Source organism: Streptomyces sp. NBC_01381 (genome assembly GCF_026340305.1).
Lineage (GTDB): Bacteria > Actinomycetota > Actinomycetes > Streptomycetales > Streptomycetaceae > Streptomyces.
Map to the genome: position 1 here is coordinate 444,074 of NZ_JAPEPI010000003.1, position 26,945 is coordinate 471,018.

Annotated in this window: 27 protein-coding genes; 21 read left to right on the forward strand and 6 right to left on the reverse strand. The window is 71.7% G+C overall.

Annotated elements, in window-relative coordinates:
- Window positions 1–22 precede the first annotated feature (22 nt).
- Window positions 23–484 carry a M20/M25/M40 family metallo-hydrolase gene (locus tag OG453_RS40250; RefSeq protein WP_266873670.1) on the forward strand — a complete coding sequence of 154 codons (462 nt, stop codon included), beginning with the start codon at window positions 23–25 and terminating at the stop codon, window positions 482–484.
- Here OG453_RS40250 and OG453_RS40255 read toward each other — a convergent pair.
- Window positions 471–1,058 carry a TetR/AcrR family transcriptional regulator gene (locus OG453_RS40255; RefSeq protein WP_266873671.1) on the reverse strand — a complete coding sequence of 196 codons (588 nt, stop codon included), beginning with the start codon at window positions 1,056–1,058 and terminating at the stop codon, window positions 471–473. The two genes, OG453_RS40250 and OG453_RS40255, sit on opposite strands and share 14 nt — an antisense overlap.
- Complete coding sequence (locus OG453_RS40260) at window positions 1,055–2,542, reverse strand: MFS transporter (RefSeq protein ID WP_266873672.1); 1,488 nt, start codon at window positions 2,540–2,542, stop codon at window positions 1,055–1,057. The genes OG453_RS40255 and OG453_RS40260 overlap by 4 nt, the downstream gene beginning before the upstream one ends.
- A 236-nt stretch (window positions 2,543–2,778) precedes the next feature.
- On the opposite strand from OG453_RS40260, the gene OG453_RS40265 reads away from it, so the two are divergent.
- The 7 genes from OG453_RS40265 to OG453_RS40295 all read left to right on the forward strand — a co-directional run bounded on the left by OG453_RS40265 (window position 2,779) and on the right by OG453_RS40295 (window position 11,084).
- The gene (locus OG453_RS40265) at window positions 2,779–3,675 is read left to right on the forward strand and encodes a Gfo/Idh/MocA family protein (RefSeq protein WP_266873673.1); all 897 of its coding nucleotides are present in this window, start codon (window positions 2,779–2,781) and stop codon (window positions 3,673–3,675) included.
- 454 nt (window positions 3,676–4,129) lie between these two features.
- A complete protein-coding gene (locus OG453_RS40270; RefSeq protein WP_266873674.1) occupies window positions 4,130–4,951 on the forward strand; it encodes a helix-turn-helix domain-containing protein in 822 nt (273 codons plus the stop codon).
- A 115-nt stretch (window positions 4,952–5,066) separates the two neighbouring features.
- Window positions 5,067–6,107 (forward strand): PhlD, encoded by a 1,041-nt coding sequence (locus OG453_RS40275; protein ID WP_266873675.1) that lies wholly within the window; start codon window positions 5,067–5,069, stop codon window positions 6,105–6,107.
- Between the two features lie 39 nt (window positions 6,108–6,146).
- Window positions 6,147–7,271, forward strand: coding sequence for a sensor histidine kinase (locus OG453_RS40280; protein WP_266873676.1), 1,125 nt, complete (start codon window positions 6,147–6,149; stop codon window positions 7,269–7,271).
- The gene (locus OG453_RS40285; RefSeq protein ID WP_266873677.1) at window positions 7,268–7,942 is read left to right on the forward strand and encodes a response regulator transcription factor; all 675 of its coding nucleotides are present in this window, start codon (window positions 7,268–7,270) and stop codon (window positions 7,940–7,942) included. The genes OG453_RS40280 and OG453_RS40285 overlap by 4 nt, the downstream gene beginning before the upstream one ends.
- A gap of 171 nt (window positions 7,943–8,113) precedes the next feature.
- Window positions 8,114–10,225: an MMPL family transporter gene (locus OG453_RS40290; RefSeq protein WP_266873896.1), complete on the forward strand. Its 2,112-nt coding sequence runs from the start codon at window positions 8,114–8,116 to the stop codon at window positions 10,223–10,225.
- Between the two features lie 40 nt (window positions 10,226–10,265).
- On the forward strand, window positions 10,266–11,084 hold the full coding sequence (locus tag OG453_RS40295) for a GNAT family N-acetyltransferase (RefSeq protein ID WP_266873678.1): 819 nt from the start codon (window positions 10,266–10,268) through the stop codon (window positions 11,082–11,084).
- 77 nt (window positions 11,085–11,161) lie between these two features.
- Here OG453_RS40295 and OG453_RS40300 read toward each other — a convergent pair whose 3' ends face one another.
- Both OG453_RS40300 and OG453_RS40305 read right to left on the reverse strand, forming a co-directional pair.
- Window positions 11,162–11,437 carry a hypothetical protein gene (locus OG453_RS40300; protein ID WP_266873679.1) on the reverse strand — a complete coding sequence of 92 codons (276 nt, stop codon included), beginning with the start codon at window positions 11,435–11,437 and terminating at the stop codon, window positions 11,162–11,164.
- Window positions 11,438–11,530: 93 nt separating this feature from the next.
- Entirely contained in the window at window positions 11,531–12,757 is a 1,227-nt protein-coding gene (locus OG453_RS40305; RefSeq protein ID WP_266873680.1) for an acyl-CoA dehydrogenase family protein, read from the reverse strand.
- A gap of 167 nt (window positions 12,758–12,924) precedes the next feature.
- Between OG453_RS40305 and OG453_RS40310 the strand changes: the two genes are divergently transcribed.
- Complete coding sequence (locus OG453_RS40310; protein ID WP_266873681.1) at window positions 12,925–13,572, forward strand: TetR family transcriptional regulator; 648 nt, start codon at window positions 12,925–12,927, stop codon at window positions 13,570–13,572.
- Between the two features lie 19 nt (window positions 13,573–13,591).
- Here OG453_RS40310 and def read toward each other — a convergent pair whose 3' ends face one another.
- Window positions 13,592–14,131, reverse strand: coding sequence for a peptide deformylase (gene def / locus OG453_RS40315; protein WP_266873682.1), 540 nt, complete (start codon window positions 14,129–14,131; stop codon window positions 13,592–13,594).
- A gap of 142 nt (window positions 14,132–14,273) precedes the next feature.
- On the opposite strand from def, the gene OG453_RS40320 reads away from it, so the two are divergent.
- The 5 genes from OG453_RS40320 (at window position 14,274) to OG453_RS40340 (ending at window position 18,895) form a co-directional block, all read left to right on the forward strand.
- Complete coding sequence (locus tag OG453_RS40320; protein ID WP_135330083.1) at window positions 14,274–15,512, forward strand: MurT ligase domain-containing protein; 1,239 nt, start codon at window positions 14,274–14,276, stop codon at window positions 15,510–15,512.
- Window positions 15,513–15,552: 40 nt separating this feature from the next.
- Window positions 15,553–16,281, forward strand: a complete 729-nt coding sequence (locus tag OG453_RS40325; RefSeq protein ID WP_266873683.1) for a type 1 glutamine amidotransferase — start codon at window positions 15,553–15,555, stop codon at window positions 16,279–16,281.
- A 171-nt stretch (window positions 16,282–16,452) separates the two neighbouring features.
- A complete protein-coding gene (locus tag OG453_RS40330; protein ID WP_266873684.1) occupies window positions 16,453–17,478 on the forward strand; it encodes a 6-phosphofructokinase in 1,026 nt (341 codons plus the stop codon).
- 219 nt (window positions 17,479–17,697) lie between these two features.
- On the forward strand, window positions 17,698–18,648 hold the full coding sequence (locus OG453_RS40335; protein WP_266873685.1) for a cytochrome c oxidase assembly protein: 951 nt from the start codon (window positions 17,698–17,700) through the stop codon (window positions 18,646–18,648).
- A gap of 85 nt (window positions 18,649–18,733) precedes the next feature.
- Window positions 18,734–18,895 carry a hypothetical protein gene (locus OG453_RS40340; RefSeq protein ID WP_167828718.1) on the forward strand — a complete coding sequence of 54 codons (162 nt, stop codon included), beginning with the start codon at window positions 18,734–18,736 and terminating at the stop codon, window positions 18,893–18,895.
- Window positions 18,896–18,937: 42 nt separating this feature from the next.
- On the opposite strand, the gene OG453_RS40345 is transcribed toward OG453_RS40340, so the two are convergent.
- Window positions 18,938–19,351, reverse strand: coding sequence for an SSI family serine proteinase inhibitor (locus OG453_RS40345; protein WP_266873686.1), 414 nt, complete (start codon window positions 19,349–19,351; stop codon window positions 18,938–18,940).
- 281 nt (window positions 19,352–19,632) lie between these two features.
- Between OG453_RS40345 and OG453_RS40350 the strand changes: the two genes are divergently transcribed.
- The 7 genes from OG453_RS40350 to OG453_RS40380 all read left to right on the forward strand — a co-directional run bounded on the left by OG453_RS40350 (window position 19,633) and on the right by OG453_RS40380 (window position 26,213).
- Entirely contained in the window at window positions 19,633–19,836 is a 204-nt protein-coding gene (locus OG453_RS40350; protein ID WP_266873687.1) for a hypothetical protein, read from the forward strand.
- Between the two features lie 91 nt (window positions 19,837–19,927).
- The gene (locus OG453_RS40355; RefSeq protein ID WP_266873688.1) at window positions 19,928–20,683 is read left to right on the forward strand and encodes a BTAD domain-containing putative transcriptional regulator; all 756 of its coding nucleotides are present in this window, start codon (window positions 19,928–19,930) and stop codon (window positions 20,681–20,683) included.
- 23 nt (window positions 20,684–20,706) lie between these two features.
- A complete protein-coding gene (locus tag OG453_RS40360; RefSeq protein WP_266873689.1) occupies window positions 20,707–22,221 on the forward strand; it encodes a DUF4157 domain-containing protein in 1,515 nt (504 codons plus the stop codon).
- Complete coding sequence (locus OG453_RS40365; RefSeq protein WP_266873690.1) at window positions 22,215–22,976, forward strand: hypothetical protein; 762 nt, start codon at window positions 22,215–22,217, stop codon at window positions 22,974–22,976. The genes OG453_RS40360 and OG453_RS40365 overlap by 7 nt, the downstream gene beginning before the upstream one ends.
- A 74-nt stretch (window positions 22,977–23,050) precedes the next feature.
- Complete coding sequence (locus OG453_RS40370) at window positions 23,051–25,048, forward strand: phage tail sheath C-terminal domain-containing protein (RefSeq protein WP_266873691.1); 1,998 nt, start codon at window positions 23,051–23,053, stop codon at window positions 25,046–25,048.
- 1 nt (window position 25,049) lies between these two features.
- The gene (locus OG453_RS40375) at window positions 25,050–25,547 is read left to right on the forward strand and encodes a phage tail protein (protein ID WP_266873692.1); all 498 of its coding nucleotides are present in this window, start codon (window positions 25,050–25,052) and stop codon (window positions 25,545–25,547) included.
- 3 nt (window positions 25,548–25,550) lie between these two features.
- Window positions 25,551–26,213, forward strand: a complete 663-nt coding sequence (locus OG453_RS40380) for a hypothetical protein (RefSeq protein ID WP_266873693.1) — start codon at window positions 25,551–25,553, stop codon at window positions 26,211–26,213.
- Window positions 26,214–26,945: the final 732 nt, after the last annotated feature.

Genomic DNA, 26,945 nt, shown 5'->3' on the forward strand with positions numbered 1-26,945 from the left:
GTACTCTCCGTTCCAGAGATCTATGGGCACGAACCCGACGGCCGCGGCCCCCCGCGTCCAGGAGACGGCCCATGAGCTTGACCGCACGCAGCGCGACCGCACGGTCGACGATACGCAGATGGGGCAGCGCGTGCGCGAGACGCACCTCAAGCGCCTGCACGTCGCCCAGCTGACCGCCGATGTGGTGGACCTGGCCGAGGAGGCGGCCACCGCGCTGTACGGGCCGGGCACCTTCGTACGGCTGCCGTCGCCGCTGATGGCGTCGGAGGACTTCGCCCGGGTGACCGCCGCGGTGCCGGGCGCGCAGCTGATGGTCAGTGCCAGGCCGCGGAGCGCCGGGGACGACGCGGCGTTCAACCACTCCGCGTACGCCGTCTTCGACGATGCCGCGCTGCCCATCGGCACGGCGCTGCTCGCGGAGCTTGCCGAGCGCGGCCTGGCGGCTCAGGGTGCCCGGACGGACGGCGCCCTCACGGAGGTGTGAGGAAGCCCTGCACGGTGGGCGCGTACCGCTCGGTGATCTCGGCGATCGGCGTGCCGCGCACATGCGGCCCGCGGGCGATGCCGTACATCACGCCCAGGCCGAGCAGCGTGCCCACCGCGAGCTCGGCGCGCAGCCCCGCGTCCGGTCCTTCGAGGCGTTCGCCGAGGCGCTGCGCCACCTGCGTACGGAAGTTGGTGCGCAGGATGTCGCCCTGTTCGCCGTGGAGCGGGGCGAAGACGATGCGCAGGATGGGGTCGGCGCCGTGCTCGGCCTGGCCGGTCAGCAGATGGTGGACCATGTGCCGGCCGAGCCCGGCGAGCGGCGCGTCCAGGAGGGCGTCGGTGTCGGTCTCGAAGGACATGATGCGGGCGAAGAGCGCGTCCTTGTTGCCGAAGTACTTGAGGATCAACGGAGGGCTCACACCGGCCCGTTCGGCCACGGCCCTGAGCGTGATGTCGGCGTGCGCGTGCCGGGCCAGGAGGTACCGGGCCGCCCGGATGATGGCGGCCTTGGTCCCCTCGGCGTCACGGCGGCCGTGGACCTCGGGGCAGGCGTCCGCTGTCGAGGCGGTCATGGCGTCAGCTTCTCCCTTCCGGGGCCGTCCGCCGCCAGGGGGTCTGGCCGCCCTGCCGTCCGCTCCGGACCGTCCGGTGCCTTCTCCGAGGGTATGGCCAGGGCCGTGGCGCAGGCGACGAGCGCGATGATTCCCGCCATCGCGAAGGCCAGTTGATAGCCGGGCAGGGTCGGCACCCGTAGCCCGTCCACGGTGGTGGCGTGCTGGACGAGCACGGCGGCGACCGCGGCACTGCACACGCTCTGCCCGATGGTGCGCATGAGCACGTTCACCCCGCTCGCGGACGCCGTCTGGGTCGGCGGCACGGCCCGCAGGATCAGGGTGGGGAGGGCCGAGTACGCGAAGGTGGTCCCGGTCGCGACCACGGCCGCGCCCAGGATGATCACCCACAGGTGGCGGCTGTCCACGATCCGTACGACATAGCCGAGCGCCATGACGGCACCGCCGATCGCCAGGGTCACGCGGGCGCCGTGGCGGGTGGAGACGCGGGCCGAGACGGGTGAGAGGACCAGCATGATCACTCCGTTGGGCAGCAGGCACAGGCCCGTCGCCACGATCGAGAGGCCGAGGCCGTAGCCGCTGGCGACGGGCGCCTGCACCAGCTGGGCGGTGACGAGGGAGTTGGCGTAGAAGGCGAACCCGGCCAGGAGCGCGGCCACATGGGGCAGCGCCACCCGCCGCCCGGCCGCCAGGCGCAGGTCCACCAGCGGCTGCTCCGCCCGCAGTTGCTGTCGCCACCACACGGACAGGATGACGACGGCCCCGGCGAACAGGCCGATCACGGGCGCGCTGCTCCACCCCCACTGCCCGCCCTGGGACACGGCGAGCAGCAGACAGACGAGCCCGGCCGCGAGCCCAAGGGCGCCCCAGGTGTCGAACCGGCCCGGCGAGCGCACCGGCGACTCGGCCACGGTCCACCAGGCGAGGGCGAGCCCGATGGCGCCCAGCGCGCTCGTGGCCCAGAACATGGCGTGCCAGTCGGCGTACTGCACGATCAGCGCGGCGAGCGGCAGGCCGAGCGCCGCCCCGACGCCGACCGTCGAGCTCATCAGGGCCACGGCGGATCCGGTGCGCTCCGGCGGCAGTTCGTCCCGCAGGATGCTGATCGAGAGCGGCACGACCGCGGCCGCCGCGCCCTGCAGCGCACGGGCCGCGATCAGCACCCGGATGTCCGAGGTCAGCGCGCAGAGCACCGACCCCGCGGTCATCAGGCCGAGCGCGGCGAGGAGCACCCGCCGCTTGCCGTACATGTCGCCGGCCCTGCCGAGCACGGGCGTGAGGACCGCACCGGCCAGGAGCGTGGCGGTGACGAGCCAGGACACCGCGCCCGGTGAACTGCCTGTCAGCCGCGGCAGATCGGGGAGCAGCGGTACGACCACCGTCTGCATGACCGCCATGAGGATGCCGCCGAAGGCCAGCACGGGAACGGTCAGTCGGGTGCATGTGCCCGTGCGTTCTCCGGCGGATATCGGGACAAGCTTCATGATCGCTCCAGCTCGGGCGCGAAGGGGGAGGGAAGTAGGCAGGTAACCGGGGAGGAATGAATACAGAAGAAGCGAGGTGAATGCGAATTCACCATAGCGGGTGAATGGGCTTTCACTACTGGTGAGTTCGGATACGCGATCCAGCCACTCGCGAGTACACGGCATCAGCGAAGAAGAGCCAACGCCCTTGTGTTCACTGGACTTTGCCCTTCGCCGAAGGTCGCGAGTCAGCCATAATGCCGACCATGAAGAGACTGCGAATGGGCCTTGTCGGCACGGGCCCCTGGGCCTCGTCCACACATGCTCCCGCGCTCGCCGCGCACCCGGACGTGGAGCTCGGCGGCGTGTGGGGCCGCCGCCCCGAGGCGGCGGCCGCGCTCGCCTCGGCGCACGAGGTCCCTGCGTACGCCGAGGTGGACGAACTCTTCGCCGTGAGCGACGCCGTGGCCTTCGCGGTACCCCCGGACGTGCAGGCGCCGCTGGCCGCGCGGGCCGCGGCGGCGGGCTGTCATCTGCTCCTGGACAAGCCGGTGGCGACGTCGGTGGCCGCGGCGCGCGACCTCGCGGCGGCGGCCGACGCGGCCGGGGTGGCGTCCGTCGTCTTCTTCACGCTGCGCTTCGCCGCGCCGACCTCGGACTGGGTGGCCCGGCAGGCGGCGACCGGCGGCTGGTTCACCGGCCGCGCGGAGTGGTACGGCTCGTTCTACGCACCCGACGGGAGCAGCCCGTTCGACTCACCATGGCGTGCCCGGCGGGGCGGCCTGTGGGACGTCGGCCCGCACGCCCTGTCGATGCTGGTGCCGTTGCTCGGAGATGTCACCGCGGTTACGGCCGCGGCGGGCCCCGCGGACACGGTCCACCTGGTCCTGCGGCATTCCGGCGGGGCGTCGAGCACGGCGGCGCTGAGCCTGACGGCGCCCGCGAAAGCGTCGGGCGTGACCGTGGAACTGCGCGGTGAGGCGGGTACGACCCTTATGCCTTCGGGAGGCGGGTCGCTCGACGCGTTTCGGTCGGCGGTCGACGCGCTCGTGGCGGCCGCGGGCTCCGGCCGACCGCACGCCTGTGACGTGCGATTCGGGTTGCGCGTGACGGAAATCCTGGCCGACGCGGAGGAGCAACTGCCCGCCGGATGAGCCGTCCGGACCGTGCGATTTCCGCCCGTGGACAACCGCGGGCGGCCGGTACCGTGGCCGCTACGTAATGGCGAGTGACGGCACCGGCCGCAGCCAGTGGACCCAGGGAACCGTTCGGAGAAGTGTTGCGTCGTAGGCCCGGACTGCGACGTTTCCGACCACACGCATCGGAATACGAACAACCGATCCATACTCTTCCCGCTACGGCCCAATGGGCCTAGGGGGTACCCAACGCCGAGGAATTTCAGCCAATTTCAAGCTCCCCGGTCAAGATGCCCCACAGTTGTGTCCGCGTGCCCACCGACGATCGAACTCGCAGGTCGGTGGTCCCGCGCTGACCATGATGCCGTACGCACTGATCGTTTTTCTTCGGGCAATCTTTACTACCAAAGCCGCTAGGAATATTTAGACTGCTGATGCTCAACTCGGCGTGTACCCAGAGGGATTACCCACCATGAACAAGACGGCGCTGCGCGCTCTGCTCCGCGAACGACGCGCCCTCATCGCCCCCGAATCGCACGGCTTCAGCCGCCCCACGGGCCAGGGGCGGCGCGCCCGCGGGCTCTCGCAGCATCAGGTGGACCAACTGCTGCACCGGACGATCGGGACGTATCACCGCCTGGAGTCGGGCAGTTACCCCAATCCGCCCACCTCCCTGCTCCGGGACGTGGCACGGCTCTTCGGGTTGAACGAACAGGAGTGGGTCTCGCTCTGCAGGTACGCGCTGCTGCAGGAGCCGCCGGGGCCGTTGCATCAGTCTTCGGGCAAGGAGATCCCCGGGGTCTGGCAGGAGGCGGTCGAGAGCATCGGGCACATGGCGTACGTCACCGACGCGTCGTGGGACATGCTCGCCTACAACAAGCCGTTCGCCGATCTGTTCACCAACGGGGTCGTTCCCACCAACACGATGCGGTGGATGCTCCTGGACTCCGGCGGCCGCGAAGCCCTGACGGACTGGCACACGGCCTGGGCCCCGATGGTGCTGCCTCAACTGCGCGCCGCGCTCGCGTCCCGGCCGGACGACGAGGTGCTGCGCCAGATAGAGAAGGAAGTACTCGAAGACGCCGAGGCCGCTCCCCTCTACGAAGCCAGTGAGTTCTTCTCACATCCCGATGGCGACGAACGTCCCCTGCGCCACGCTCAACAGGGGCCCGGCTGGCTCACCATGTGTGCGGCGCAGCCCATGACGGCACCCGGCTCACGGCTGATCATCATGGTGTTCAACCCGGGCGAGAAGCGGGCCCACACCCGCGCCCCCATGCTGCGGGCCCACTGACGGCACGTCATATCTCCCAATCCTCCGGCTTTCGGGTAGGGGACCAGTTCAGCGCGGTGAAGTACGTTGTGCCGCACGTCCCCCCACTCCGATCCAGCCCCCGTGGGAGTCACCCGTGCCCGCCTATGTGTCAAGACCCCAGACCGTCTTCGGTGAACAAAAGATCACCACCGCCGAAATCGCGGACGATATACGTACGCACCACCCCGACCATCCTCGGCTCGGCGCGATCCTGCGCGCCGTGGGCAACTGCGGTGTGAGCACGCGCTTCTTCACTCGCCCCATCGACTCCCCCGGCATCGCGGGCGCGGCCGACGTCGGTGTGCGGGCGGAGGCCGCTTTCCAGGACTCTCTCGTGATGGCGGAACGTGCCGCCCACGCGGCCCTCGATGCGGCGGGGCTGGCCGCGCAGGACATCGACGCGATCGTCACCGCCCATGTCACCGGCTGGGCCGTGCCCAACCTCGACGTACAGCTCTGTGCCCGACTCGGTCTGCGCCCCACGGTGCGGCGCATCGCGCTGACGACCATGGCTTGTGCCGGGGGCGTCCAAGCCCTCATACGTGCCGCCGACCTCGTGGCAGTCCGCCCTGGCAGCAAGGTCCTCGTCGTGGCCGCGGAGGTCATATCCGCTGTCTACAACCACGCCGACACCAGCATCGAATCGATGATCTACAAGGCGTTGTTCGGGGATTCCGCCGCCGCGACGGTCGTCACCAGCGAACCGGTCGGTACCGGGATGGCGATCGACGACAGCTTCGAGTACGTCCTGCCGGAGAGCCTGGACCGCTACCAAGGGCGTATCGCCACCGACGGATTCCACTTCGACTCCACCAAGAAGGCCGTGACCGCGGCGGACGACGTCCTGCCCGCGGTGCTGGCCTGGCAGGGTCCGCACAAGCCCGACTTCGCGGTGATCCACCCCGGCAGCCCCCGCATCATCGCCGACACCGCCACCGCCCTCGGCCTCACCGCCCACGACGCCCGGCACTCCACCGACACCCTCGCCGACGAGGGCAACCTCGGCGGCGTCAGCATCCTGCGGGTCCTGGAGAGAACGCACACCGACCCGCCCGCCGACGGCGCCCGCGGCGTCACCGTCGCCTTCGGGCCCGGCTTCGCCACCGCCGGGCTGCGCTGCCACTGGCACGCATAGCCACGAGCCCCCCATCCCCCTGGACATAGGCTCGCGTACGTGAACCTCCACCCCCGGCAGCACACCGACATGCTCGTGACCGTCGCCGTCGCGCTGTTCGTCACCGTCGGCGCCCTCGTCGCCCTGGTGCGCGGCGAGGGGCCGGGGCGCTACGACGCACTGCCCTTCGTCATCCTCGTACTCACCTGCGGCGCCCTGCACTTCCGCACCACGCACCCGGTGGCGGTCGGCGTCCTCACGCTGGTCGGCACCGCCGCGTACTACCTGCTGTCCGCGACGGACGGGCCACTGCTGCTGGTCTTCGCCGTCGCGCTGTACGCGGTGTCGGCCGCCGGGCATCTCCTGGTGGCGGTCGTGCTCGCGGCGCTCGCGCTGGGCGGGGTGGGGTTCGGCTCCCTGCACAAGGCGAATCCCCCGATCGACGGCATCTCGCTGGTCCTGATGACCGGCTGGCTGGTCGCCGCGGTGGCGATCGGCGTGGTGTCACGGCAGCGGGCCGCCTATCTGCGCGAGGCGGAGGAACGGGTGGCGGGCGAGGAACGGCTGCGGATCGCCCGCGAGTTGCACGATGTCCTCGGCCACACGCTGTCCGTGATCAATGTGCAGGCGGCCGCCGCGCTGCACCGACTGGAGCGCGATCCGGCACAGGGCGCCGAGGCCCTGCGCACCATCAAGGACACCAGCCGCGAGGCGCTCACCGAGGTGCGGGCGGCGCTGGGAGTGCTCCGGGAGCGGGGCGAGGCCGCGCCGACCCGGCCGGCGCCCGAGCCCTCCCTCGCCCGGCTGCCCGAGCTGGCCGAGCGCGCCGAGCGGTCCGGTCTCACGCTGCGGACGGAGTCCGTGGGCGAGGCGCGGGCGCTGCCGGCCGGCATCGACGCGGCGGCGTTCCGCATCGTCCAGGAATCGGTCACCAATACGATCCGGCACGCCCGGGCCAGGGCGGTGCTCGTGCGCGTGGAGTACGGCGAGCGCGGCCTCACCCTGTGCGTCCGGGACGACGGGGTGGCGCGGCCGCCGGTGCGGCAGGGCGACGGCAGCGGGATCCGCGGTATGCGGGCGCGCGCCGAGGAGGCGGGCGGCACGTTCAGCGCGGGCCGCGACTCCCAGGGTGGATTCCGGGTCGAGGCGGCCCTTCCGTACGACGGTGAAAGGCTGACGGCGTGATCAGGATCCTGCTCGCGGACGACCAGCGCCTGGTGCGCGCGGGTTTCCGGTCGATCCTCGACGACGAGGAGGACCTGAGCGTCGTGGCGGAGGCGGGCGACGGCGACGCCGCGGTCCGGCTCGCCCATGAACACCTCCCGGACGTCGCCCTGATGGACGTCCGGATGCCGGTCGCCGACGGCATCGAGGCCACCCGCCGGATCGTCGCGGACCCGGCACTCGCCATGACGCGGGTGGTCATCCTGACCACCTTCGACCTTGATGAGTACGTGTACGACGCGCTGCGCGCCGGAGCCAGCGGCTTCCTGCTCAAGGACACCGAACCGGCCGAACTGCTGCACGCCGTAAGGGTGGCGGCCCGCGGCGACGCGCTCCTGGCCCCGGCGATCACCCGTCGGCTGATCGCGGATCTCGCCATGCGCGCCCCCGCGCCGCCCGATCCGGCGCAACGGCTCGCCCCGCTGACGAGCCGGGAGCGCGAGGTGCTCGCGCTGGTCGCGGCGGGCCTGTCGAACGACGGCATCGCCGCCGAGCTGACGCTCTCCCCCGCGACGGCGAAGACCCATGTCAGCCGGATCATGACCAAGCTCGACGCGCGCGACCGGGCGCAGCTGGTGATCATCGCGTACGAGTCGGGGATGCGGCTGCCCGGCTGGCTCGACCAGCGGTAGCGGCCCCGCAACCAGCGGGGTACGGGGTCGGGTCACGCCCACAACTCGTGGGGTAGGCGGTCGTGGTGCGGTGCCCCCGTGAGGGCGACGATCCGGCGCCTTCCGCTTCCTAGCCTGCTGGATGTGGACACTCTCACCGCCCCTACTGGTCTTCCTCCCCGCCGCGCCGGCCTGTTCGAGCGCCTGGCCGCCTTCTCGCACCGCCACAGATGGCGGGCCCTGTCGCTGTGGGTCGCCGCGGTCATCGGGGTCACCGCCGTAGCGGGCCTGGTGGGCAGCGACTATCACAACGACTTCTCGCTGCCCGGCACCGATTCGCAGTCCGCGCGGACACTCCTGGAGGAGCACGGCGCGGCCCAGGCGGGCGACGTCGTACAGATCGTCCTCAAGGACGGCTCGGGGGTCGAAGGGGCCCGCGACCGCGTCGAGCCGATGCTCGACGAGGTCGCGGGCCTGCCGGGCGTCACCGACGTGCGCAGTCCCTACGAGGACCGGGCGGCCGTCTCCGAGGACGGCACGATCGCGTACGCGACGGTCACGCTCGACGGCACATCGCGCGAGGTGGCGAAAGAGGACGTACGCAAGGTCATCGACACCGCCGAGTCCGTCGCGGGGGACGGACTTGAGGCATCGGTGGGCGGTGACGCGGTCCGTGAGGCGGAGGAGGGCGGCGGGGGTCCGGCCGAGGGCGCGGGCATCCTGGGCGCCCTGGTCATCCTCGTCTTCCTCTTCGGGTCGCTCGTCGCGGCGAGCCTGCCGGTGGTGACCGCGCTGTTCGCCGTCGGGGGTTCGATCGGCCTCATCGCGCTGGCCTCGCACCTGGCGAACGTCGCGGACTTCACGCCGCCGATCATGATGCTGGTCGGGCTAGGTGTCGGCATCGACTACGCGCTGCTGATCTTCTCCCGCTACCGGGGCGAACTGCTCAAGGGCGTCACCCCGGAACAGGCCACGCGCACGGCCCTGGACGCGGCGGGCCGCACCGTCTTCTTCGCGGGCTGCACGGTCATCATCGCGCTGATGGGCCTGGTCGCCCTCGGGATCGGTTCGCTGCAGGGCGTCGCGCTCGCGGTCGCGCTGACCGTCCTGGTCACGATGCTCGCCTCGCTCACGCTGCTGCCCGCGCTCCTCGGTGTCTTCGGCAAGCGCATCCACCGGCACGTCATGGAGCGTGCGGCCAAGCGTGAGCGGCGCAACAGGCCGCCGGAGGGGGCTCGTTGGCGGCGCTGGGCCGAGCGGGTGCAGCGCCGTCCGTGGGCCGCGCTGCTGCTGTCCGTCGTGGCGCTCGGCGCGCTCGCCGCGCCGGCCTCCGGTCTGCGCCTCGGCTTCGCGGACGCGGGCAACGACGCGGAGTCGACGACGAGCCGCCAGGCCTACGACCTGCTCGCGGAGGGCTTCGGGCCCGGCTTCAACGGCCCGCTGGTGATCGTCGCCGACGGCGGCGGCCGGCCCGCCGCGGAGCGGCTCCAGAACGCCCTCGCCGAGACGCCTGGCATCGCCGCCGCGAGCCCGCCCATCCCGGCCGAGGACAGCTCGGTCGCCACGGTCATGGCCTTCCCGGACAGCGCACCGCAGGCGGAGGCGACCTCGGACCTGGTGGCCGCTCTGCGGGGTGACGTACTGCCCGCCCTTGAGCGGGAGACCGGCGCGGAGTTCCTGGTCGGCGGATCGACCGCCGCCACGGAGGACTTCGCGCACACGGTCGCCGACCGCATGCCGCTGTTCGTCGCGATCGTGGTCGGCCTCTCGGCCCTGCTCCTGTTGCTGGTCTTCCGGTCCGTGCTGATCCCCCTCAAGGCCGCGCTGCTCAACCTCGTCAGCATCGGAGCGGCACTCGGCGTGATCACACTCGTCTTCCAGCACGGCTGGTTCGGCGTCGAGCCGGGCCCGATCGAGGCCTTCATCCCCGTCATGATCTTCGCGATCGTCTTCGGGCTCTCGATGGACTACGAGGTGTTCCTGCTGTCCCGCATCCACGAGGAGTGGGAGCGCACCAAGAACCCGGAGGCCGCGGTCCGTGAGGGCCTGGCCGCCACCGGCAAGGTGATCACGGCGGCCGCGGCCATCATGATCGTGGTCTTCGCCGCGTTCATCCTCAGCCCCGACCGGATGCTGCAGCAGTTCGGCCTTGGCCTCGCCGTGGCGATCCTGCTCGACGCCCTGGTGATCCGCTGCCTGATCGTCCCGGCGGCGATGCAGCTGCTCGGCCGCCGGGCGTGGTGGCTGCCGGCTTGGCTGCGCACGCTGCTTCCGAAGATGGAGCTGGAGCGCCGCGCGACGTAATGGGGTTGCCGTGCCCCGCGGCCGCTGATGGAGTGACCGGATGGATCACGAAGCGGTGCTCGCGGAGTACGACCGGCAGATCAGGCGCGAGGCGCGCAGCGACAGCCCCGGCGCGCGGGTCGAGCGAGTCGGGGCCGTCGTCCGGCAGACGGGCGCGGCACACGACTGGAACGGCATCCACTGGGCGGACGTCGACGCGGCCACGGCGGACGCCACGATCGCCGAGCAGGTGCGGTACTACACCGCTCTCGGGCGCGAGTTCGAGTGGAAGCTGCACTCCCACGACCGCCCCGCCGACCTCGCCGACCGGCTGCGGGCGGCCGGCTTCGTACCCGAACCGCCGGAGACGGTGATGGTCGCCGAGGCCGCGGCACTGCCCATGGAGCCCGAACTCCCGGAGGGCGTACGCCTGCTCCCGGTGACGGACGCGGCCGGCGTCCGGCTGATGGCGGACGCCCACAAGGTGGCCTTCGGCGAGGACAGCTCGGGACTCGGCGAGCGCCTCGCCAAGCGGGTCCTCACCCAGCTGACCGAGACCCCGGACACCATCGTCGCCGTCGTCGCCATGGCGGGCGACGAGCCGGTGAGCTCCGCACGGATGGAGTTCCACCCCGGCACCGACTTCGCAGGACTGTGGGGCGGCGGCACCGCACCGCACTGGCGCGGCAAGGGCATCTACCGCGCCCTGACCGCCCACCGCACCCGCATCGCCGCCGAACGCGGCTACCGCTACCTCCAGGTGGACGCCTCCGACGACAGCCGCCCGATCCTCCAGCGCCTGGGATTCGCGCCGCTGAGCGTGACGACGCCGTACGTGTACGACGGTGGCGCTGCGCCCGCCGGCGGAGAGACGAGGTAAGCCTCATCGGCAGCAGGGTCCGGTGCCGTCTCCGGCGCCGGACCCTGCGGTTCACCTCATCCGCTGCGCGCCGAGGATCAGATCACGGGCCCGCAATCGCTCGGGATCCAGCCCTTCGTGCCCCGGTAGTCGATGTACGACCAGCGGTTGTCACTGCCCCGCGTGCACACCGTGTACTGCTGCCCGCGCTCCAAGTAACAGCCGGCGAACTTGCCCTTGAGCGGGCACGACTCGCTCATCAGCACGCCCGTGGGCGCCGCCTCCGGTGCTGCCGCACCGGCCGATGTCACTCCTGCCGCGAATGCCGCCCCCGTCATCGCCACCACGCCGAGCAGGGAAGTCAACTTCCGCACAGACACACCCCGTTCACTCGATGCGGGCGCCTGCTGCGCCCGCCTTCGGAGCCGGCCTAACCTCGAAGATCAAACACGCGGCCGCCTGCAGTGCTAGCGGATCGGCATCCCCGACAACGTACGGGCAATCACCAGGCGCTGGATCTCGCTCGTGCCCTCGAAGATCGTGTAGATCGCGGCGTCGCGGTGCATGCGCTCCACCGGGTACTCGCGCGTGAAGCCGTTGCCGCCGAGGATCTGCACCGCCTGTGCGGTGACCTTCTTGGCGACCTCGCTCGCATACAGCTTGGACATGGAGCCCTCGGCCGACTCGAACTTCTTGCCGGTGCTCGCCATCCACGAGGCACGCCAGACGAGCAGACGGGCCGCGTCGATCTGCGTACGCATGTCGGCGAGCTGGAAGGCGATGCCCTGGTTGTCGATGATCGGGCGACCGAACTGCGTACGCGTCTTGGCGTACTCCAGGGCCTCCTCGTAAGCAGCACGGGCCGTGCCCACGGCCATGGCGCCGACCGCCGGGCGCGAGGCCTCGAAGGTGGCCATCGCCGCGTTCTTGACGCGCTCGCCGCCCGACTTCGCGCGCTCCCGGGCGCGGGCCAGGCGCTCGTCCAGCTTCTCCTTGCCGCCGAGCAGGCAGTGCCCGGGGATCCGTACGTCCTCCAGGACGACCTCGGCGGTGTGCGAGGCGCGGATGCCGTGCTTCTTGAACTTCTGGCCCTGGGAGAGGCCGGGGGTGTTCGGCGGGACGATGAAGGAGGCGTGCCCCTTCGAGCCGAGCTCGGCGTCGACGACGGCCACGACGACGTGGACGTTGGCTATGCCGCCGTTGGTCGCCCAGGTCTTGGTGCCGTTGAGGACCCACTCGTCCTTGGCCGCGTCGTAGACCGCGCGGGTGCGCATCGCCGCCACGTCCGACCCGGCGTCGGGCTCGGAGGAGCAGAAGGCGGCCACCTTCACGTCGTTCACGTCGCCGTACATCTGCGGGATCCAGGTCCCGATCTGCTCCTCGGTGCCGTTGGCGAGCACGCCGACGGCGGCCAGGCCCGTGCCCATGATGGACAGGCCGATGCCCGCGTCGCCCCAGAAGATCTCCTCGGTCGCCATCGGGATGCCGAGGCCCGTGGGGTCGAAGAACTGCTGGGCGTAGAAGTCCAGGGAGTAAATTCCCAGCTTCGAGGCCTCCTGGATGATGGGCCAGGGCGTCTCCTCGCGCTCGTCCCACTCGGCGGCCGCGGGGCGCATCACATCAGCGGCGAAACCGTGGAGCCAGTCCCGGACCTCCTTCTGTTCGTCGTTGAGCTCCATGGTGAACTCGGCCATGACCCCTCCAGGACCTGCGATCAAGACAAGCGTTACTTGCGGTAACGGGAGTCTGTTACCGGCCGGTAGCCGCTGTCAACTCCCGGCCGCCCGTTCGATCGGCACATCCTGTGGGGTGTTACGTTGCGCGTGCGTCACGCAATCGCACGGGCGGGGAGAGAAACGCTATGGAGACCACCACACAGCAGACCGAGCAGCAGCGGTCTGCCGAGCGCCGGCGGCGCGAGTTGCTGGAGGCCGCCGACCGGGTGGTGCTGCGCGACGGTCCCGGTGCCTCGATGAACGCCATCGCCGCCGAGGCGGGCATCACCAAGCCGATCCTGTACCGCCACTTCGGCGACAAGGGCGGCCTGTACGCCGCGCTCGCCAAGCGGCACACCGACGCGCTCCTCGGCTCGCTGCGCGCCGCCCTGGACGCCCCGGCCGAGCGCAGGGAGCGGGTCGAGCAGACGCTCGACACCTACCTCGCGGCGATCGAGGCCCGCCCGCAGGTGTACCGGTTCCTGATGCATCCGTCGGACGGCGCCACCTCCGGCGAGCAGGGTTTCGACGTGGGCCTGCACTCCGCCCCGGTGCTGCGCCGCATGGGCGAGGAACTCGCGCAGGTCATCGAGGAGCGGATCGACCTCGGTCCTGGCAGCGCACAGCTCGCCCGCGTGTGGGGGCACGGCATCGTCGGCATGATGCACGCCGCCGGCGACTGGTGGCTCGGCGAACGGCCGTGCTCGCGCGCCGAGTTGGTCAGCAGCCTGGCCGATCTGCTGTGGGGCCGGCTCGCGGCGGCAGCCGACCGCGTCGGCGGCCCCGGCTTCTGAGCGGGCCCCGGGGCGGGGTTCAGCCGCTCCAGGACGCCTTGGCGGCGGCCCGCAGCACCCTGCGCCGCCGCCAGCCGGTGACGTGGTCGGTGTAGACGCCGCCCTCCAGGTGGTCGCACTCGTGCTGCAGGCAGCGCGCGAACCAGCCGGTGCCGTGCACCCGCACCGGCTCCCCCAGCCGGTCGAAGCCCTCCACCACGGCGTGGTCGAAGCGCGGCGTGCCCGCCTCGAGACCCGGCAGCGACAGACAGCCCTCGGGCCCGCGCACAGTGACGCCGTCCGCTTCCACCAGGCGCGGATTCACCACGTACCCAAGATGGCGCACGTCCTCGTCGTCCGGGCAGTCGTACACGAAGACCCGCTGGTTCACGCCGATCTGGTTGGCGGCGAGGCCCACGCCCTGGGCGGCGTACATCGTGGCGTACATGTCCTCGATGAGGCGGGCCAGTTCGGGGCCGAAGTCGGTGACCTCCTCGCAGGGGTTGTGCAGCACGGGGTCACCGAGCAGGGTCAGGGGTCGTACGCGCCCAGAGGCGCCCGGGATCGAGCCGTGTCGCATGGCCGCAAGGGTACGGTCCTTGGATAGCCCCGGGGCCGGGGTGGTGCCGCGGTTCGGGCTTGCGAGTGGATCTCGATAGGCTGAGGTCCATCGCGTTGCCGGGGGCAGACGCGGCGCCGTACGCAAGGAGGATCCAGAACTGATGGCAGGCAACACGGACCCGCTGTCGCCGCGGGCCAAGCTGGCCGTGACGGCAGGCAAGGCCGCCGCGGCCGTTTCGCGCGCGGCGGGCCGCGGCAGCGGATCGGTGATCGGCGGCCGCGTGTCACTCAAGCTCGACCCCGACCTGCTCGGGCGACTGGCCACGCACCTGGACGTGGTGCTCGTCTCCGCCACGAACGGCAAGACGACCACGACCCGGCTGCTCGCGGAGGCGCTGCGCGCCGCAGGGCCCGTGGTGTCGAACGCGCTGGGCGCGAACATGCCGGCCGGCATCACCTCGGCCCTCGCGGGCGGCTCGGACGCCAAGTTCGGCGTGATCGAGGTCGACGAGAAGTACCTCGCCGGTGTCGCCCGTGACGTGGAGCCGAAGGCGATCGCGCTGCTCAACCTCTCGCGCGACCAGCTGGACCGCGCCGCCGAGACCCGCATGATGGCCGAGAACTGGCGTGAGGGCCTCGCGGGCTCCAAGGCCGTCGTGATCGCCAACGCGGACGACCCGCTGGTCGTCTGGGCCGCGTCCTCGTCCCCGAACGTGGTGTGGGTGGCCGCGGGCCAGGAGTGGAAGGACGACGCCTGGTCCTGCCCCTCCTGCGGCGGCGTGATGCAGCGCCCCGGCGACGACTGGTTCTGCGGCGAGTGCGGATTCCGCCGCCCCGCGCCCAGCTGGGTGCTCTCCGGCGACCACGTCCTCGACCCGCACGGCTCGGCCTGGCCGATCCATCTGCAGCTGCCGGGCCGGGCGAACAAGGCCAACGCGACCACGTCGGCCGCCGTCGCCGCCGTCTTCGGCGTGCCGCCGCAGGTCGCCCTGGAGCGCATGTACCAGGTCCAGGCCGTCGCGGGACGCTATGACGTCGTGCAGTTCCAGGGCCGCGATCTGCGTCTGCTGCTCGCGAAGAACCCGGCCGGCTGGCTCGAAACGTTTTCTCTCATCGACCCGCCGCCGACCCCCGTCGTGCTCTCCGTCAACGCCCGCGGCGCCGACGGCACCGACACCTCCTGGCTGTGGGACGTCGACTACACGCGTCTGGCCGGACACCCGATCTTCGTGCTCGGCGACCGCAAGCTGGACCTGGCCGTGCGTCTTGAGGTCGCGGGCCTGGACTTCCGGGTGTGCGAGTCCCTCGACGAGGCCGTGCAGCTGGCGCCGCCCGGACGGATCGAGACGATCGCGAACTACACCGCGTTCCAGGACCTGCGCCGCCGCGTCGGCAACTGACCCCACCGGACCCTCTAGACCCTCGTAGGGACGAATGAGCATGAGCGACAACAGCCTGCGGCTGGTGTGGGTCTACCCCGACCTGCTGAGCACGTACGGAGACCAGGGCAACGCCCTGGTCGTGGAGCGCCGCGCCCACCAACGCGGCCTCCAGGTCGAGCGCTACGACGTGCGCAGCGACCAGCCGGTGCCCACCTCCGGCGACATCTACCTGATCGGCGGCGGCGAGGACCGTCCGCAGCGCCTGGCCGCCGAGCGGCTGCGGCGCGACGGCGGTCTGCAGCGCGCGGTCGGCAACGGCGCGATCGTCTTCTCGGTGTGCGCGGGCTACCAGATCCTGGGCCAGGAGTTCATCAACGACCTGGGCCAGCGCGAGCCGGGCCTCGGCCTGCTCGACGTGATCTCCACGCGCGGCGAGGGCGAGCGGTGCGTCGGCGACGTCCTGGGCGACATCGACCCGCAGCTGGGCCTGCCCCCGCTGACCGGCTTCGAGAACCACCAGGGCATCACGCACATCGGCCCCTCCGCGCGCCCCTTCGCGCGCGTCACGCTGGGCCGGGGCAACGGCACGGGCGACGGCACCGAGGGCGCGTACAACGGCACGGTCTTCGGCACGTACATGCACGGCCCGGTCCTGGCCCGCAACCCGCAGATCGCGGACCTGCTCCTGAAGCTGGCCCTCGATGTGAACGCGCTGCCGCCGACGGACGACCGCTGGTACGAGGCGCTGCGCGCCGAGCGCGTGGCGGCGGCCCAGCAGCCGGCCTGAATCAGCCCGCCTGAAGCAGCCCGCCTGAAGCCCTTGCCGCACAAGTGAGCGGCGGCGTCCAGCAGTCGGACGCCCGGTGCAGCCCCGCCCCCTGCCGCCTATAGGGTGGCGGGGTTCCAGCCGGACGACGTGGTCCGGATTTCGGCCCACGTTGCAAAGGTTTCCCGGGCTATGCGCATTGGTGTCCTGACCTCCGGCGGCGACTGCCCCGGCCTGAACGCCGTCATCCGTTCGGTCGTGCACCGCGCCGTCGTGGACCACGGCGACGAGGTCATCGGCTTCCACGACGGCTGGAAGGGTCTGCTGGAGTGCGACTACCGCAAGCTCGACCTTGACGCGGTCGGCGGCATCCTGGCCCGCGGCGGAACGATTCTCGGCTCGTCCCGCGTACAGCCCGCGCATCTGCGCGACGGCGTGGAGCGGGCCAAGGGCCACGTCCAGGACCTCGGCCTCGACGCGATCATCCCGATCGGCGGAGAGGGCACGCTCAAGGCGGCCCGTCTCCTGTCCGACGGCGGGCTCCCGATCGTCGGCGTGCCGAAGACGATCGACAACGACATCGCCGTCACCGACGTCACCTTCGGCTTCGACACCGCCGTCGGTGTCGCCACCGAGGCGCTCGACCGGCTCAAGACGACCGCCGAGTCCCACCAGCGCGTCCTGATCGTCGAGGTCATGGGCCGGCACACCGGCTGGATCGCGCTGCACTCGGGCATGGCCGCCGGTGCGCACGCCATCGTCGTGCCGGAGCGCCCCTTCGACATCGAGGAGCTCACCGCGAAGGTCGGCGAGCGCTTCTCCGCGGGCAAGAAGTTCGCCATCGTCGTGGCCGCCGAGGGCGCCAAGCCGGCGCCCGGCTCCATGGAGTTCGACGAGGGCGTCAAGGACATGTACGGCCACGAGCGCTTCGCGGGCATCGCCACGCGGCTCTCCGGCGAGCTGGAGCAGCGCCTGGGCAAGGAGGCGCGTCCGGTGATCCTCGGGCACGTCCAGCGCGGCGGCACCCCCACCGCGTACGACCGGGTGCTCGCGACCCGCTTCGGCTGGCACGCCGTGGAGGCTGTGCACCGCGGCGAGTTCGGCAAGATGACGGCGCTGCGCGGCACGGACATCACGATGGTGCCGCTGGCCGAGGCGGTCGAGACGCTGAAGACGGTGCCGGACGAGCGGTACGCCGAGGCGGAGTGCGTGCTGTAACGCTCCGCTGGATGTGCCGCACCCGGCCGTCACGCACCTGCAGGTGCCTCGTGGCTGGTCGCGCCCACGCGGCGGAGCCGCATATGTCACAGCCCCGCGCCCCTTCGGGGCGCGAACCCATGCCCTTCTTGAACGGCCCCCGGACGCAACGGCGTCCGGGGGCCGTTCTAGTCTGGTGCGGACACACAGCGCACAACCGCACGAAACAGGAGCCATTGGATGGATCACAGCGGGCACGGCATGGACATGGACCTGCCGCCGTTCACGCTGGGGCGGGGTCTTGAACTCTCGGCCGACCCCTTTTTCCTCATCGGCAGCCTGGTGGCCCTGGCCCTCTACGGCTGGGGCGTGGCACGGCTCGTGCGGCGCGGCGACAAGTGGCCGGTGGGCCGCACGGTGTCCTTCGTGGCGGGCGTGCTGACCATCCTGCTCGTGATGTGCACCAAGCTCAACGACTACGGCATGGTCATGTTCAGCGTGCACATGGTGCAGCACATGGTCATCAGCATGCTCTCGCCGATCCTGATCCTGATGGGCGCCCCGATCACCCTCGCCCTCCGCGCCCTTCCGGTCGCGGGCAAGGGCCGCAAGGGCCCGCGCGAGTGGCTCCTTTGGGTGCTGCACAGCCGGTACATGCGGATCATCACGCACCCCGCTTTCACCATCCCGCTGTTCATCGCGAGCCTGTACGCCCTGTACTTCACGCCGATCTTCGACACACTGATGGGCTCCAAGGCGGGCCACATCGGGATGATGGTGCACTTCCTCGCGGTCGGCCTGGTCTTCTTCTGGCCGATCATGGGCGTGGACCCGGGGCCGCACCGGCCCGGCTACATCATGCGGATGCTGGAGCTCTTCGCGGGCATGCCCTTCCACGCGTTCTTCGGCATCGCGCTGATGATGGCGTCCGAGCCGATGATCGGCACCTACAAGAACCCGCCCGCCTCCCTCGGCATCGACGCGCTGTCCGATCAGAGCGCCGCGGGCGGCATCGCCTGGGCGTTCAGCGAGGTGCCTTCGGTGCTTGTGCTGCTCGCGCTGCTCTTCCAGTGGTACCGCTCCGAACAGCGCCAGGCACGGCGTACGGACCGGGCCGCGGACCGTGACGGTGACAAGGAGCTGGAGGCGTACAACGCCTATCTGGCATCACTGGCCGCGCGCGGGCGCTAGCGGCGAAGGGTCTTCGCGGGTCAGGATGGTCTCAGGCCGCGGTCTTGGCGTCGAGGCGCCGGGGCTGCCGGGAGGAGGCAGGGCTATGCCTGGTTCGACGAAGACGATGGGTGTATTCACCATCGGTGGTCTGGTCGCGGTGACGGCCTACAGCGTGGCGCTCGGGAGCAACGGCTGGCTGTGGTTCGGCTGGGTCGTGATCGGGATGCTCACCTTGGCGATGGTGCTGTCGCGCAGCACCCCCTGAGGGGCGCCGCGCGACGGCGGCAGGAGGACGTGCGGGGCGGCGTCAGAAGCGGAAGACGTCGCCCGTCGAGTACGTCATCGTGCAGGCGTTGTCGTACGTCTTGTGCCAGCCGACCGGGCGCCCCCGATACGTGCCGCTCGCGCTGACGGTGACCGGTGCGTACTGCTTGGTGCAGATCCCCGACTCCGCCGGCAGCGCGTCGAGGTCGCCGCCCGCCCTCTCGATCGCCGCGCAGGCCTTCGCCGCGTGCGGATGACGGCCCGACGGCTCGGGCTCGCAGGTCAGCAGCACGCCGCGGATCCAGGTGTTCTCGGCCCCTGAGACGGTCAGGAAGAGGTCTCCTCGGTCTTGAGGGGGCAGCTCGACGGCGTACGCGGGGGCCGCCGCGGAGAGCGCGATCAGAGCGGCGGCGGTCGTGGCGAGGGGGCGCAGGCGGGACGTGGGGCGGGACCTCATGGGACCTCCTGGGACGGTGGCGCGCTGCGGCGCCGGAGAGAGGCCAGGGCACCTCCGTCACCGGCGCTCACCAAGGGGACGCGCCGGGCGGTCACCCGTACGGGTGCGGTGCGTGGCCCGGATGGGCCGCCGGTCAGTCGCTCGGCCGGCCGCGCAGCAGCGGATCCCAGGTCGCCGCCCAAGCCGCGGCGCCGCGAGGTCTCCTCGCGGCCCTCTTCCGCGGCGTCACCGTCGCCGCCCGGCCGAACGCCACGGTGACGGCGGCCTGGCAGGCTGTGCACATGCTTCCCGAGCAGCCCAGGGCCGGCGTCTGTCTGGTCCGGGTGGAGGTGCAGAGCCGTGGCGTGCTGATCACGGTGCGGATGTACGCGGACGTCGAGCGCGACACGGCGGCCGTGCGGACCTCTACGACAGATGCCGAGACCGCCGTACAGACCGTGCGGGAGTTCTTGCTCGCCTTTCTCGCCGGGGAGCCGGAGTCCTGAGACACCCTGATACACCGGCACTCAGCGCCCGGTCACCGATCGGTGACGAATCCGTCCCCTGTCACGCCGCGGCCGGCCGTTCAGGGGGTGCGTGACCGTGCCCGACTTCCCGCAGGCAGTCATCGCGGAGGACCCTCTCGACCCGCTCCCTGTCCTGCACCTTCTCGGGGAACCCTTCGTCAGCGTCGGCGCACGCCGCATGGAGGTGCCTCGGAGCGGCAAACGCCTGCTCGTCTTCGTCGCGCTGCGCCACGGCCGCGTGGAACGGATGTCCGCCGCCGGATCGCTGTGGCCGGTCAACGACGAGGCACGGGCGGGCGGCAATCTGCGCTCCGCGCTGTGGCGGCTGCGGCAGATGGGCGTGCCGCTGCTCGACACCGACAAGTACGGCCTCTGTCTGCGGGCCGATGTGGTGCTCGACGTCGATGCGATCAGCCGGTGGGCGACCCGGGTCATCGAGGGGACCGCGTCCAGCGCCGAGCTGCGGATGGTGCCGCGCGACATGGAGGCGCTCGACCTGCTGCCGGGCTGGTACGAGGACTGGGCGCTGATCGAGCGCGAGCGCGTCCGGCAGCGGCTGCTGCACGCCCTGGAGGCACAGAGCAGGCAGCTGGCCCGCCGGGGGCTGCACGCGGAATCCGTGGAGGCCGCGATGGCGGCGGTCTGCGCCGAGCCGCTGCGGGAGAGCGCACAGCGCGTACTGATCGAGGCGCATCTCGCCGAGGGCAACTGGATCGAGGGGCGGCGCAGCCTGGACGCATACGCGCGGCTCCTGGACCGGGATCTCGGCGTGCGGCCCGCGCCGGGCCTGGTCGCCCTGCTGTACCACGACGTGACGCAGTGGTGACGCGCCCCTGCTGGTCTGGAGCGATGAATACGTACGCGCCCTCTGTAGTGCGGCGCTGCGGTGGTCACACCTGCCCGCCGCAGGGCTGCGATCGCGACAAGGTGCGGCGCAGCGGCGGGGCCGGCGCCGCGCCCCCGGTGCCCGCCGGGGTGCATCAGGTGCTCGCGCAGCCGGGCACGCCACTGGGGCCGGGGGTCCGCCGGACGATGGAGCGGGGCTTCGGCGCGGGGTTCGGCTCGGTGCGGGTGCACACGGGTCCGCTCGCCGCCGCCACGGCGAGCGAACTCGATGCCACGGCGTACACGGTGGGCGAGCACGTCGTGTTCGGCGCGGGCGGCTACCGGCCCGAGGAGCCCGCGGGCGCGCGCGTGCTGGCCCATGAGCTGACGCATGTACTGCAGCAGCGGGGCTCCGGCGGGGGCGCGGGCCCGGTGCGGCCGATGCGGGTCGGCGATCCCGCCGACCCCGAGGAACGCGCGGCCGACACGGGCGCCGAGCGGGTGCTGCGCCGCGTGTCGGACGGGATGTCCGGGCGCAGTCTCGGCGGAGGCGACAAGTCCACTGAGGCGAGGGCGAGTTGGGGAGAGGCACCGCCGACAAGTACGGAGAGTCCGGCGGCCGAGCACTCCTCCCAGCAGATGCTGCGCCGCCTACCCGACGGGATACCCGAGGCCGACATCGGCGGAGGCGACAAGTCCGGTGGCCCGAGGGCGAGTTGGGACGACGTACCGTCGGCGAGCGCGGAGAGCCCGACGGCCGAGCACTCCGCCGAGCAGATGCTGCGCCGCCGGACGCACGGGATGTCCGAGCCCGGCGTCGGCGGGGGCGACAAGTCCGGTGGAGCGTGGGCGAATTGGGATGACACACCGTCGGCGAGCGCGGAGAGCCCAACGGCCGAGCGCTCCTCCCAGCAAATGCTGCGCCGCCTCTCGGACGGGACGTCCGAGCCCGGCATCGGCGGAGGCGGGGAGTCCGGTGGGGGTGGGGCCAGTGGTGGTTGGGAGGAGGTGACGGCGGCGGGCGCGGGGAGTGAGGCGGCTCCGCTGGTCGCGCCGCGGCCGCCGACGATCGGGCCCGTCACGGGCAGTGGCGGGGTGCGGGTGTGTGCGCGGCCCTTGCAGATCGGCCCCTTCGGCAACCACGCCTACATCGACGCGCCGCCGTTCAACTACGCGATCATCAGCCCGATGTGCCCGCAGGGCACCCTGGACAACCCGCTCACCGGCACCTCGGGCCAGAAGTGGGACAACTCCCCCGATCCCTGCGGTAAGACGCCCACCTGTCTGGCCTGTGAGCCGAAGGCCGGCGTCACCTCCGTCCCCGAGTGCATGGCCGCCACGTTCCGCGCGTACAACAACCCCAGCCTCTACAAGCTCACGGGCCCCAACAGCAATACGTTCGCCGGGACGCTGGCCCGTGCCTGCTGTGCCGGAATGGATCCCAAGCCGAAGGCGCTCGGCACCTGCGTCGGCTGGGACGATGCCCCCGCGCCCTACCGTGGCGGCAAGAAGGACTGCCCGCCGGGACCCACGTGCTGAGCTTCTTCAGTACGGCGGCGGGCTGGCAGCTTTACGCGGGCGTCGGAGACCGGGGGCGTCCGCTCGCCGTGCGCGCCGGCGCACCGGCGGCGGTGCATCTCGCCCAGGACGTGTCGGGAAGGCTGTGGGCGGCGGCCGGGCCCGGCGCCGCGCACCTCGTCCGCATCTCCCTGCCGGGGCTGGCCCCCGAGCCCGTGCCGCGCCCCGGAGGGCGGATCGGCGCGCTCGCCGCGGCGCCGGAGGACGGCCGGCTTCTGGTGACCGTCCTGCCGCAGAGCACCCGCGATGTCGTCGAGCTGCGGCTGTGGGAGGGGGCGGGCTGGCGGACCATGGGAGTCGATCCGCCGCCGCACATCTCCACATCGCTGGCCTGGCTGAGCGGGGGTCTCGTCGTGTACGAGTCGGTGTACCGCCGCCTCGCGGTACTCGCCCTCGGCGGGGAGCGCGCCGCCGAGATCACGGAGGGACGGCTTCCCGCCGTCGCCGCGCTCCGCCCCGCCTGGTACGCGGTGACGGGGCGTCGCGTGCTGGAGTTCGACGTCACCTTTCCCTACCGCCAGCACCCCGTGCGCGGGTTCCGCTTCGGTGCCGTGTCCGCGCTGTCGTTCTCGCCGGGCGGGGCGGCCTGCCTGTGGACGGAGTCCCGGTTCCCCTACCGGGTCAAGGGGTTCGGGCAGCGGCGCGGCAGCCGTCGCTTCCGGGTGCGCTCGCTCGACCGGGGGACCGGAATCGTGCTGTCCCGGGACCTGCGGTGACGGGCGCGTGACGGGCGGCGGCAAAGCTGAGCGGTCCCGGTCGTGGAGTCGTGGAGTCGTGAAGGAGGCACGCGATGCCTGTGCAGACTTCGTATCCAGGTGTCTATGTTCAGGAGGTCCCCTCCGGCGCACACTCGATCGCCGGTGTCGCCACATCGGTTGCGGCCTTCGTGGGGCAGGCCCGGCGGGGGCCGGTGAACGTGCCGGTGCCGGTCGGCTCGCTCGCGCAGTACGTACGGACCTTCGGGACGCCCTGGGACGAGGCGCGGCCCATGGGGCACGCGGTGCAGATGTTCTTCGCCAACGGCGGTTCGCAGGCCGTGGTGGTGCGGGTCGTCGGCACGGTCACCGTGGGCACCACGGTCAGCCCCGCGCCCGCCGCCTCCGTGACGCTGCTCGGCGGCACCGGCAGCCCGCCGCCCGCACGGATCGTGCTGACCGCGCGCGGAGCGGGGTCGTGGGCCAACAAGCTCGGCGGCACCGGCATGGAGGCGGTCGTCGCCTACGGCACGTCCGACAATCCGCAGGACCAGTTCGGGATCACCCTGCGGCTGCGGGGCCCCGACCCGCGTACCGGCGAATCGGCCGTGCTCGCCGAGGAGGCGTACACCGGGCTCTCGATGGCCACGGCCCATCCGCGCTTCGCACCACGGGTGCTCGCCGACTCCGCGCTCGTCACGACCGCGCTCGCGTCCGGCGCGCAGACCACCACCGACCAGGCCGTGTCGCGCGGCATCGACATCGGTGCCTCGACGGTCAGGCTCGGGGCGGCCAACGCGACCCTGCGGGTCTCGGTCGACCACGGACCCGCGGTCGATCTGGTGCTGCCCTTCGCGGCGCCCGCCGACCGCACCAAGACCGAGGTGCGCAACGCGATCGACGCCGCCGCCCAGGCCGCCGGCCTTCAGCTCACATCGAAGACGAACATCCCCGCGCCCGACACCCGGTTCGAGCTCACCACGACCGCCGCGGGAGGCGGGGCCGACCGCTGCGTCACCGTGCTGCCCGCGGCGCAGAACGACGCGTCGCAGACACTCGGCCTCGGCCGTGCCTGGGGCGGCATCGAGCTGTCCGGTGCGGCCGGCATCCGGCCCAACGAGACCACATCGGGGCCGATCGGATTCGCCGGCGGAGCGAACGGCGCATTCTCCGCCGACAGCGTCGTCCCGTCGTCCGGCGTCGGCGGCATCTACGCCTTCGGCACCCTCGAATTCCCCCGGTTCAACCTGCTCTGCCTGCCCGACCTGCCCGCCTCCGACCTGACGAAGCCCACGACGCTGGTGAACAACCAGAAGCTGACCGAGGCGATGGCGTACTGCACGCGCGAGCGGGCCTTCCTGATCGTCGACACACCCCGGGACTGGCCGGTGAGCCCGGCCCCCGGCCTCGGCGGACTGCCCGCGCTCGGTGAGCACGCGGCGCTCTACTATCCGCGCGTCACCATGATCGACACCGGGCCCGGTGGCCTCCCGGTGACGCTGAGCCTGCCGCCGTGCGGGGCGGTCGCCGGGGTGATGGCCCGCACGGATGCGGGACGCGGGGTGTGGAAGGCACCCGCCGGTCTCGCGGACGGGCCCCTCGCGGGCATCGCCGGGCTCGACGTGCCCACCGACGACGCGCTGTCCGGCGTACTGAACCCACGAGGCGTCAATGTGCTGCGTACGTTCCCGGGGGCGGGGGCCGTGGTGTGGGGCGCGCGGACGCTCAAGGGGGCCGACACCCAGAGCTCGGACTTCAAGTACGTACCGGTGCGGCGGCTGACGGACTTCATCGCGGGATCGCTCTATCTGGGCACGCAGTTCGCGGTGTTCGAGCCCAACGACCCTGATCTGTGGACCCAGTTGAGGCTCGCGGTGACGTCCTTCCTGCGCACGCTCTTCGAGCAGGGGGCGTTCCAGCAGAGCACGAGCCGTGCCGAGGGCGACAGCTTCTTCGTGACCTGCGACGAGACCGTCAATCCGCAGTCGGAGATCGATCTGGGCCGGGTCAATGTCGTCGTCGGGTTCGCACCGCTGAAGCCCGCAGAGTTCGTGATCGTGACGATCACTCAGATCTCGCAACTGGAGGCATGACGTGGCGCCCTTCAAGGTCGGCGGCGTCGACCGCTTCGACCCCTACAAGAGCTTCATGTTCCGTGTGCTGTGGGACGGGCGCACGGTGGCAGGACTGTCCAAGATGGGCCCGCTGAGCCGCAAGACCACGGTGGTCGCCCACCGGGACGGCTCCGATCCGGCACGGCAGCGCAAGAGCCCCGGGGTGACCAGCTACGACGACGTGACCCTGGAGCGCGGGGTGACCCTTGACCGGGAGTTCGAGGCCTGGGCGAACAAGGTGCACGCCACCGGCAGCCCGATGTCGCTCAAGGACTTCCGCAAGGATGTCGTGGTCGACCTCTACAACGAAGCCCAGCAGAAGGTCCTTTCGTACAAGCTCAACCGGTGCTGGGTCTCGGAGTACACGGCGCTCCCCCAGCTCGACGCGGCCACCGCGGCCGTGGCGATCGAGACCATCAAGCTGGCCTTCGAGACCTTCGACCGCGACACCGCCTGGGTCACACCGGCGGAGCCGTAGGCCATGACGCCCTCCCCACTTGACGCCGAGCTCGCCGTGCTCTCCGTGCTGGCCGCTGCGCGGGAGCGGACGACCGAGCTCGGACAGGTCATCGCGCTCCTCACCGCCGCCGGACATGACCCGGCGGAGCTGCCCGTCGCCACGGGTGACCGGCTGCTCCTTGCCCTGCACCGCGAGCTCACCGGCCGGGACATCGAGCCCGTACTGGCCTGTGGCTGCGGGGAGTTCAGCACGGTACGGCTCGGCCCCGACACCGTCCCGCCGGCCCGGCCCCGCACCGCGGTGCTCGGTCGCGCGGGGGGCCTGCGCCAGCCCACGTACGGCGATCTCCTCGACCTGCCGCCGGATGCCGCGGGGCGGGCGGAGCTGCTGCGCCGCTGCACGGTGGGCATCCCCGAACGCGCCCCGGCCCCCCACGACTTCGAGCTGATCGACGATTCGCTCGCCGGCCCGCTGACCTTCGACTGCCCCGCCTGCGGCAGGGAGGTGGAGCACCCGGTCGACGTCCAGACGCTGGTGCTGCGGGGCCTGCTGACCCTCCTTGACGAACTGGACCATGACGTCCATGTACTGGCCTCCGCGTACGGCTGGGACCTCGCGACGATCGAGGCCCTCCCCCGCGTGCGGCGCCGCCGGTTGGCCGCGATAGCTGTGGGGGGCGATTGAGGTGGCTGGGGGCGAGGTGGGCGGCAGCCTGTTGCGGATGACTGCGCGGGCGGGGCGGGAGGGAGTGCGGGGGGCTTCCGGGTGGGGCGGATACGGAGGACTTGGGCTTGGGACTGGGCTTGGGCATGAGCTTGGGCTTGGGCCTGGCGGGGTTCGGTGGAGTGAGGGGGCTGAGGCGAGGAGGGCGCACGGGGAAGTGGGGTCCGGTGCCGCCCCAACTCGCTGGGGCGGGGAGGCCGGCCTCCAAAGCTGGGCTCATGACGGCGAGTCCCCTTGGGTCGATATGGGCGCCAGGGCAGGGATCGGAACAACCGGCAGTGAGACCGAGACCGACGGTGGGGCCGGAGCGCGGGGCGGGCTTGATGCCGCTTCTGTGGCCGGGAGGGGCTGGACCGGTGCGGTCACTGGAACGTGGAACGGACTTGCTGCCGGGCCTCCGGGCGGGAGCAGCCAGACCGGGAGCATGGCCGGAGCCCGTGCTGGCATCCCGGCCATGCCCGAAGCCGAAGCCGGGAGTTGGTCCGGGAGGGGCGGTGGAGCCGAGCGCTGGGGAGCGGGGGCCGACTCGGGGGCTGCGGGCGGGACCCTGGCAGCAACCCAGGCGGGGACAGCCACTGGAGTTGGGAGCGAAGCCGGGGCCGGCGCAGGATCCGGGACCGGCGCGGCGGCCGCTGGGAGCGGAGCCGAGGAGAGGGCGGGCCAGCTCCTGACCACAGCTGGTGGCCGGGCAGG

Coding starts and splice junctions, on each gene's coding strand:
- OG453_RS40265 (WP_266873673.1), top strand. CDS start 2,779: ATGCCGACCATGAAGAGACTGCGAATGGGCCTTGTCGGCACGGGCCCC.
- OG453_RS40335 (WP_266873685.1), top strand. CDS start 17,698: ATGGATCACAGCGGGCACGGCATGGACATGGACCTGCCGCCGTTCACG.
- OG453_RS40330 (WP_266873684.1), top strand. CDS start 16,453: ATGCGCATTGGTGTCCTGACCTCCGGCGGCGACTGCCCCGGCCTGAAC.
- OG453_RS40325 (WP_266873683.1), top strand. CDS start 15,553: ATGAGCGACAACAGCCTGCGGCTGGTGTGGGTCTACCCCGACCTGCTG.
- OG453_RS40255 (WP_266873671.1), bottom strand. CDS start 1,058: ATGACCGCCTCGACAGCGGACGCCTGCCCCGAGGTCCACGGCCGCCGT.
- def (WP_266873682.1), bottom strand. CDS start 14,131: ATGCGACACGGCTCGATCCCGGGCGCCTCTGGGCGCGTACGACCCCTG.
- OG453_RS40380 (WP_266873693.1), top strand. CDS start 25,551: ATGACGCCCTCCCCACTTGACGCCGAGCTCGCCGTGCTCTCCGTGCTG.
- OG453_RS40345 (WP_266873686.1), bottom strand. CDS start 19,351: ATGAGGTCCCGCCCCACGTCCCGCCTGCGCCCCCTCGCCACGACCGCC.
- OG453_RS40350 (WP_266873687.1), top strand. CDS start 19,633: ATGCTTCCCGAGCAGCCCAGGGCCGGCGTCTGTCTGGTCCGGGTGGAG.
- OG453_RS40250 (WP_266873670.1), top strand. CDS start 23: ATGGGCACGAACCCGACGGCCGCGGCCCCCCGCGTCCAGGAGACGGCC.
- OG453_RS40270 (WP_266873674.1), top strand. CDS start 4,130: ATGAACAAGACGGCGCTGCGCGCTCTGCTCCGCGAACGACGCGCCCTC.
- OG453_RS40320 (WP_135330083.1), top strand. CDS start 14,274: ATGGCAGGCAACACGGACCCGCTGTCGCCGCGGGCCAAGCTGGCCGTG.
- OG453_RS40295 (WP_266873678.1), top strand. CDS start 10,266: ATGGATCACGAAGCGGTGCTCGCGGAGTACGACCGGCAGATCAGGCGC.
- OG453_RS40305 (WP_266873680.1), bottom strand. CDS start 12,757: ATGGCCGAGTTCACCATGGAGCTCAACGACGAACAGAAGGAGGTCCGG.
- OG453_RS40340 (WP_167828718.1), top strand. CDS start 18,734: ATGCCTGGTTCGACGAAGACGATGGGTGTATTCACCATCGGTGGTCTG.
- OG453_RS40260 (WP_266873672.1), bottom strand. CDS start 2,542: ATGAAGCTTGTCCCGATATCCGCCGGAGAACGCACGGGCACATGCACC.
- OG453_RS40310 (WP_266873681.1), top strand. CDS start 12,925: ATGGAGACCACCACACAGCAGACCGAGCAGCAGCGGTCTGCCGAGCGC.
- OG453_RS40360 (WP_266873689.1), top strand. CDS start 20,707: ATGAATACGTACGCGCCCTCTGTAGTGCGGCGCTGCGGTGGTCACACC.
- OG453_RS40370 (WP_266873691.1), top strand. CDS start 23,051: ATGCCTGTGCAGACTTCGTATCCAGGTGTCTATGTTCAGGAGGTCCCC.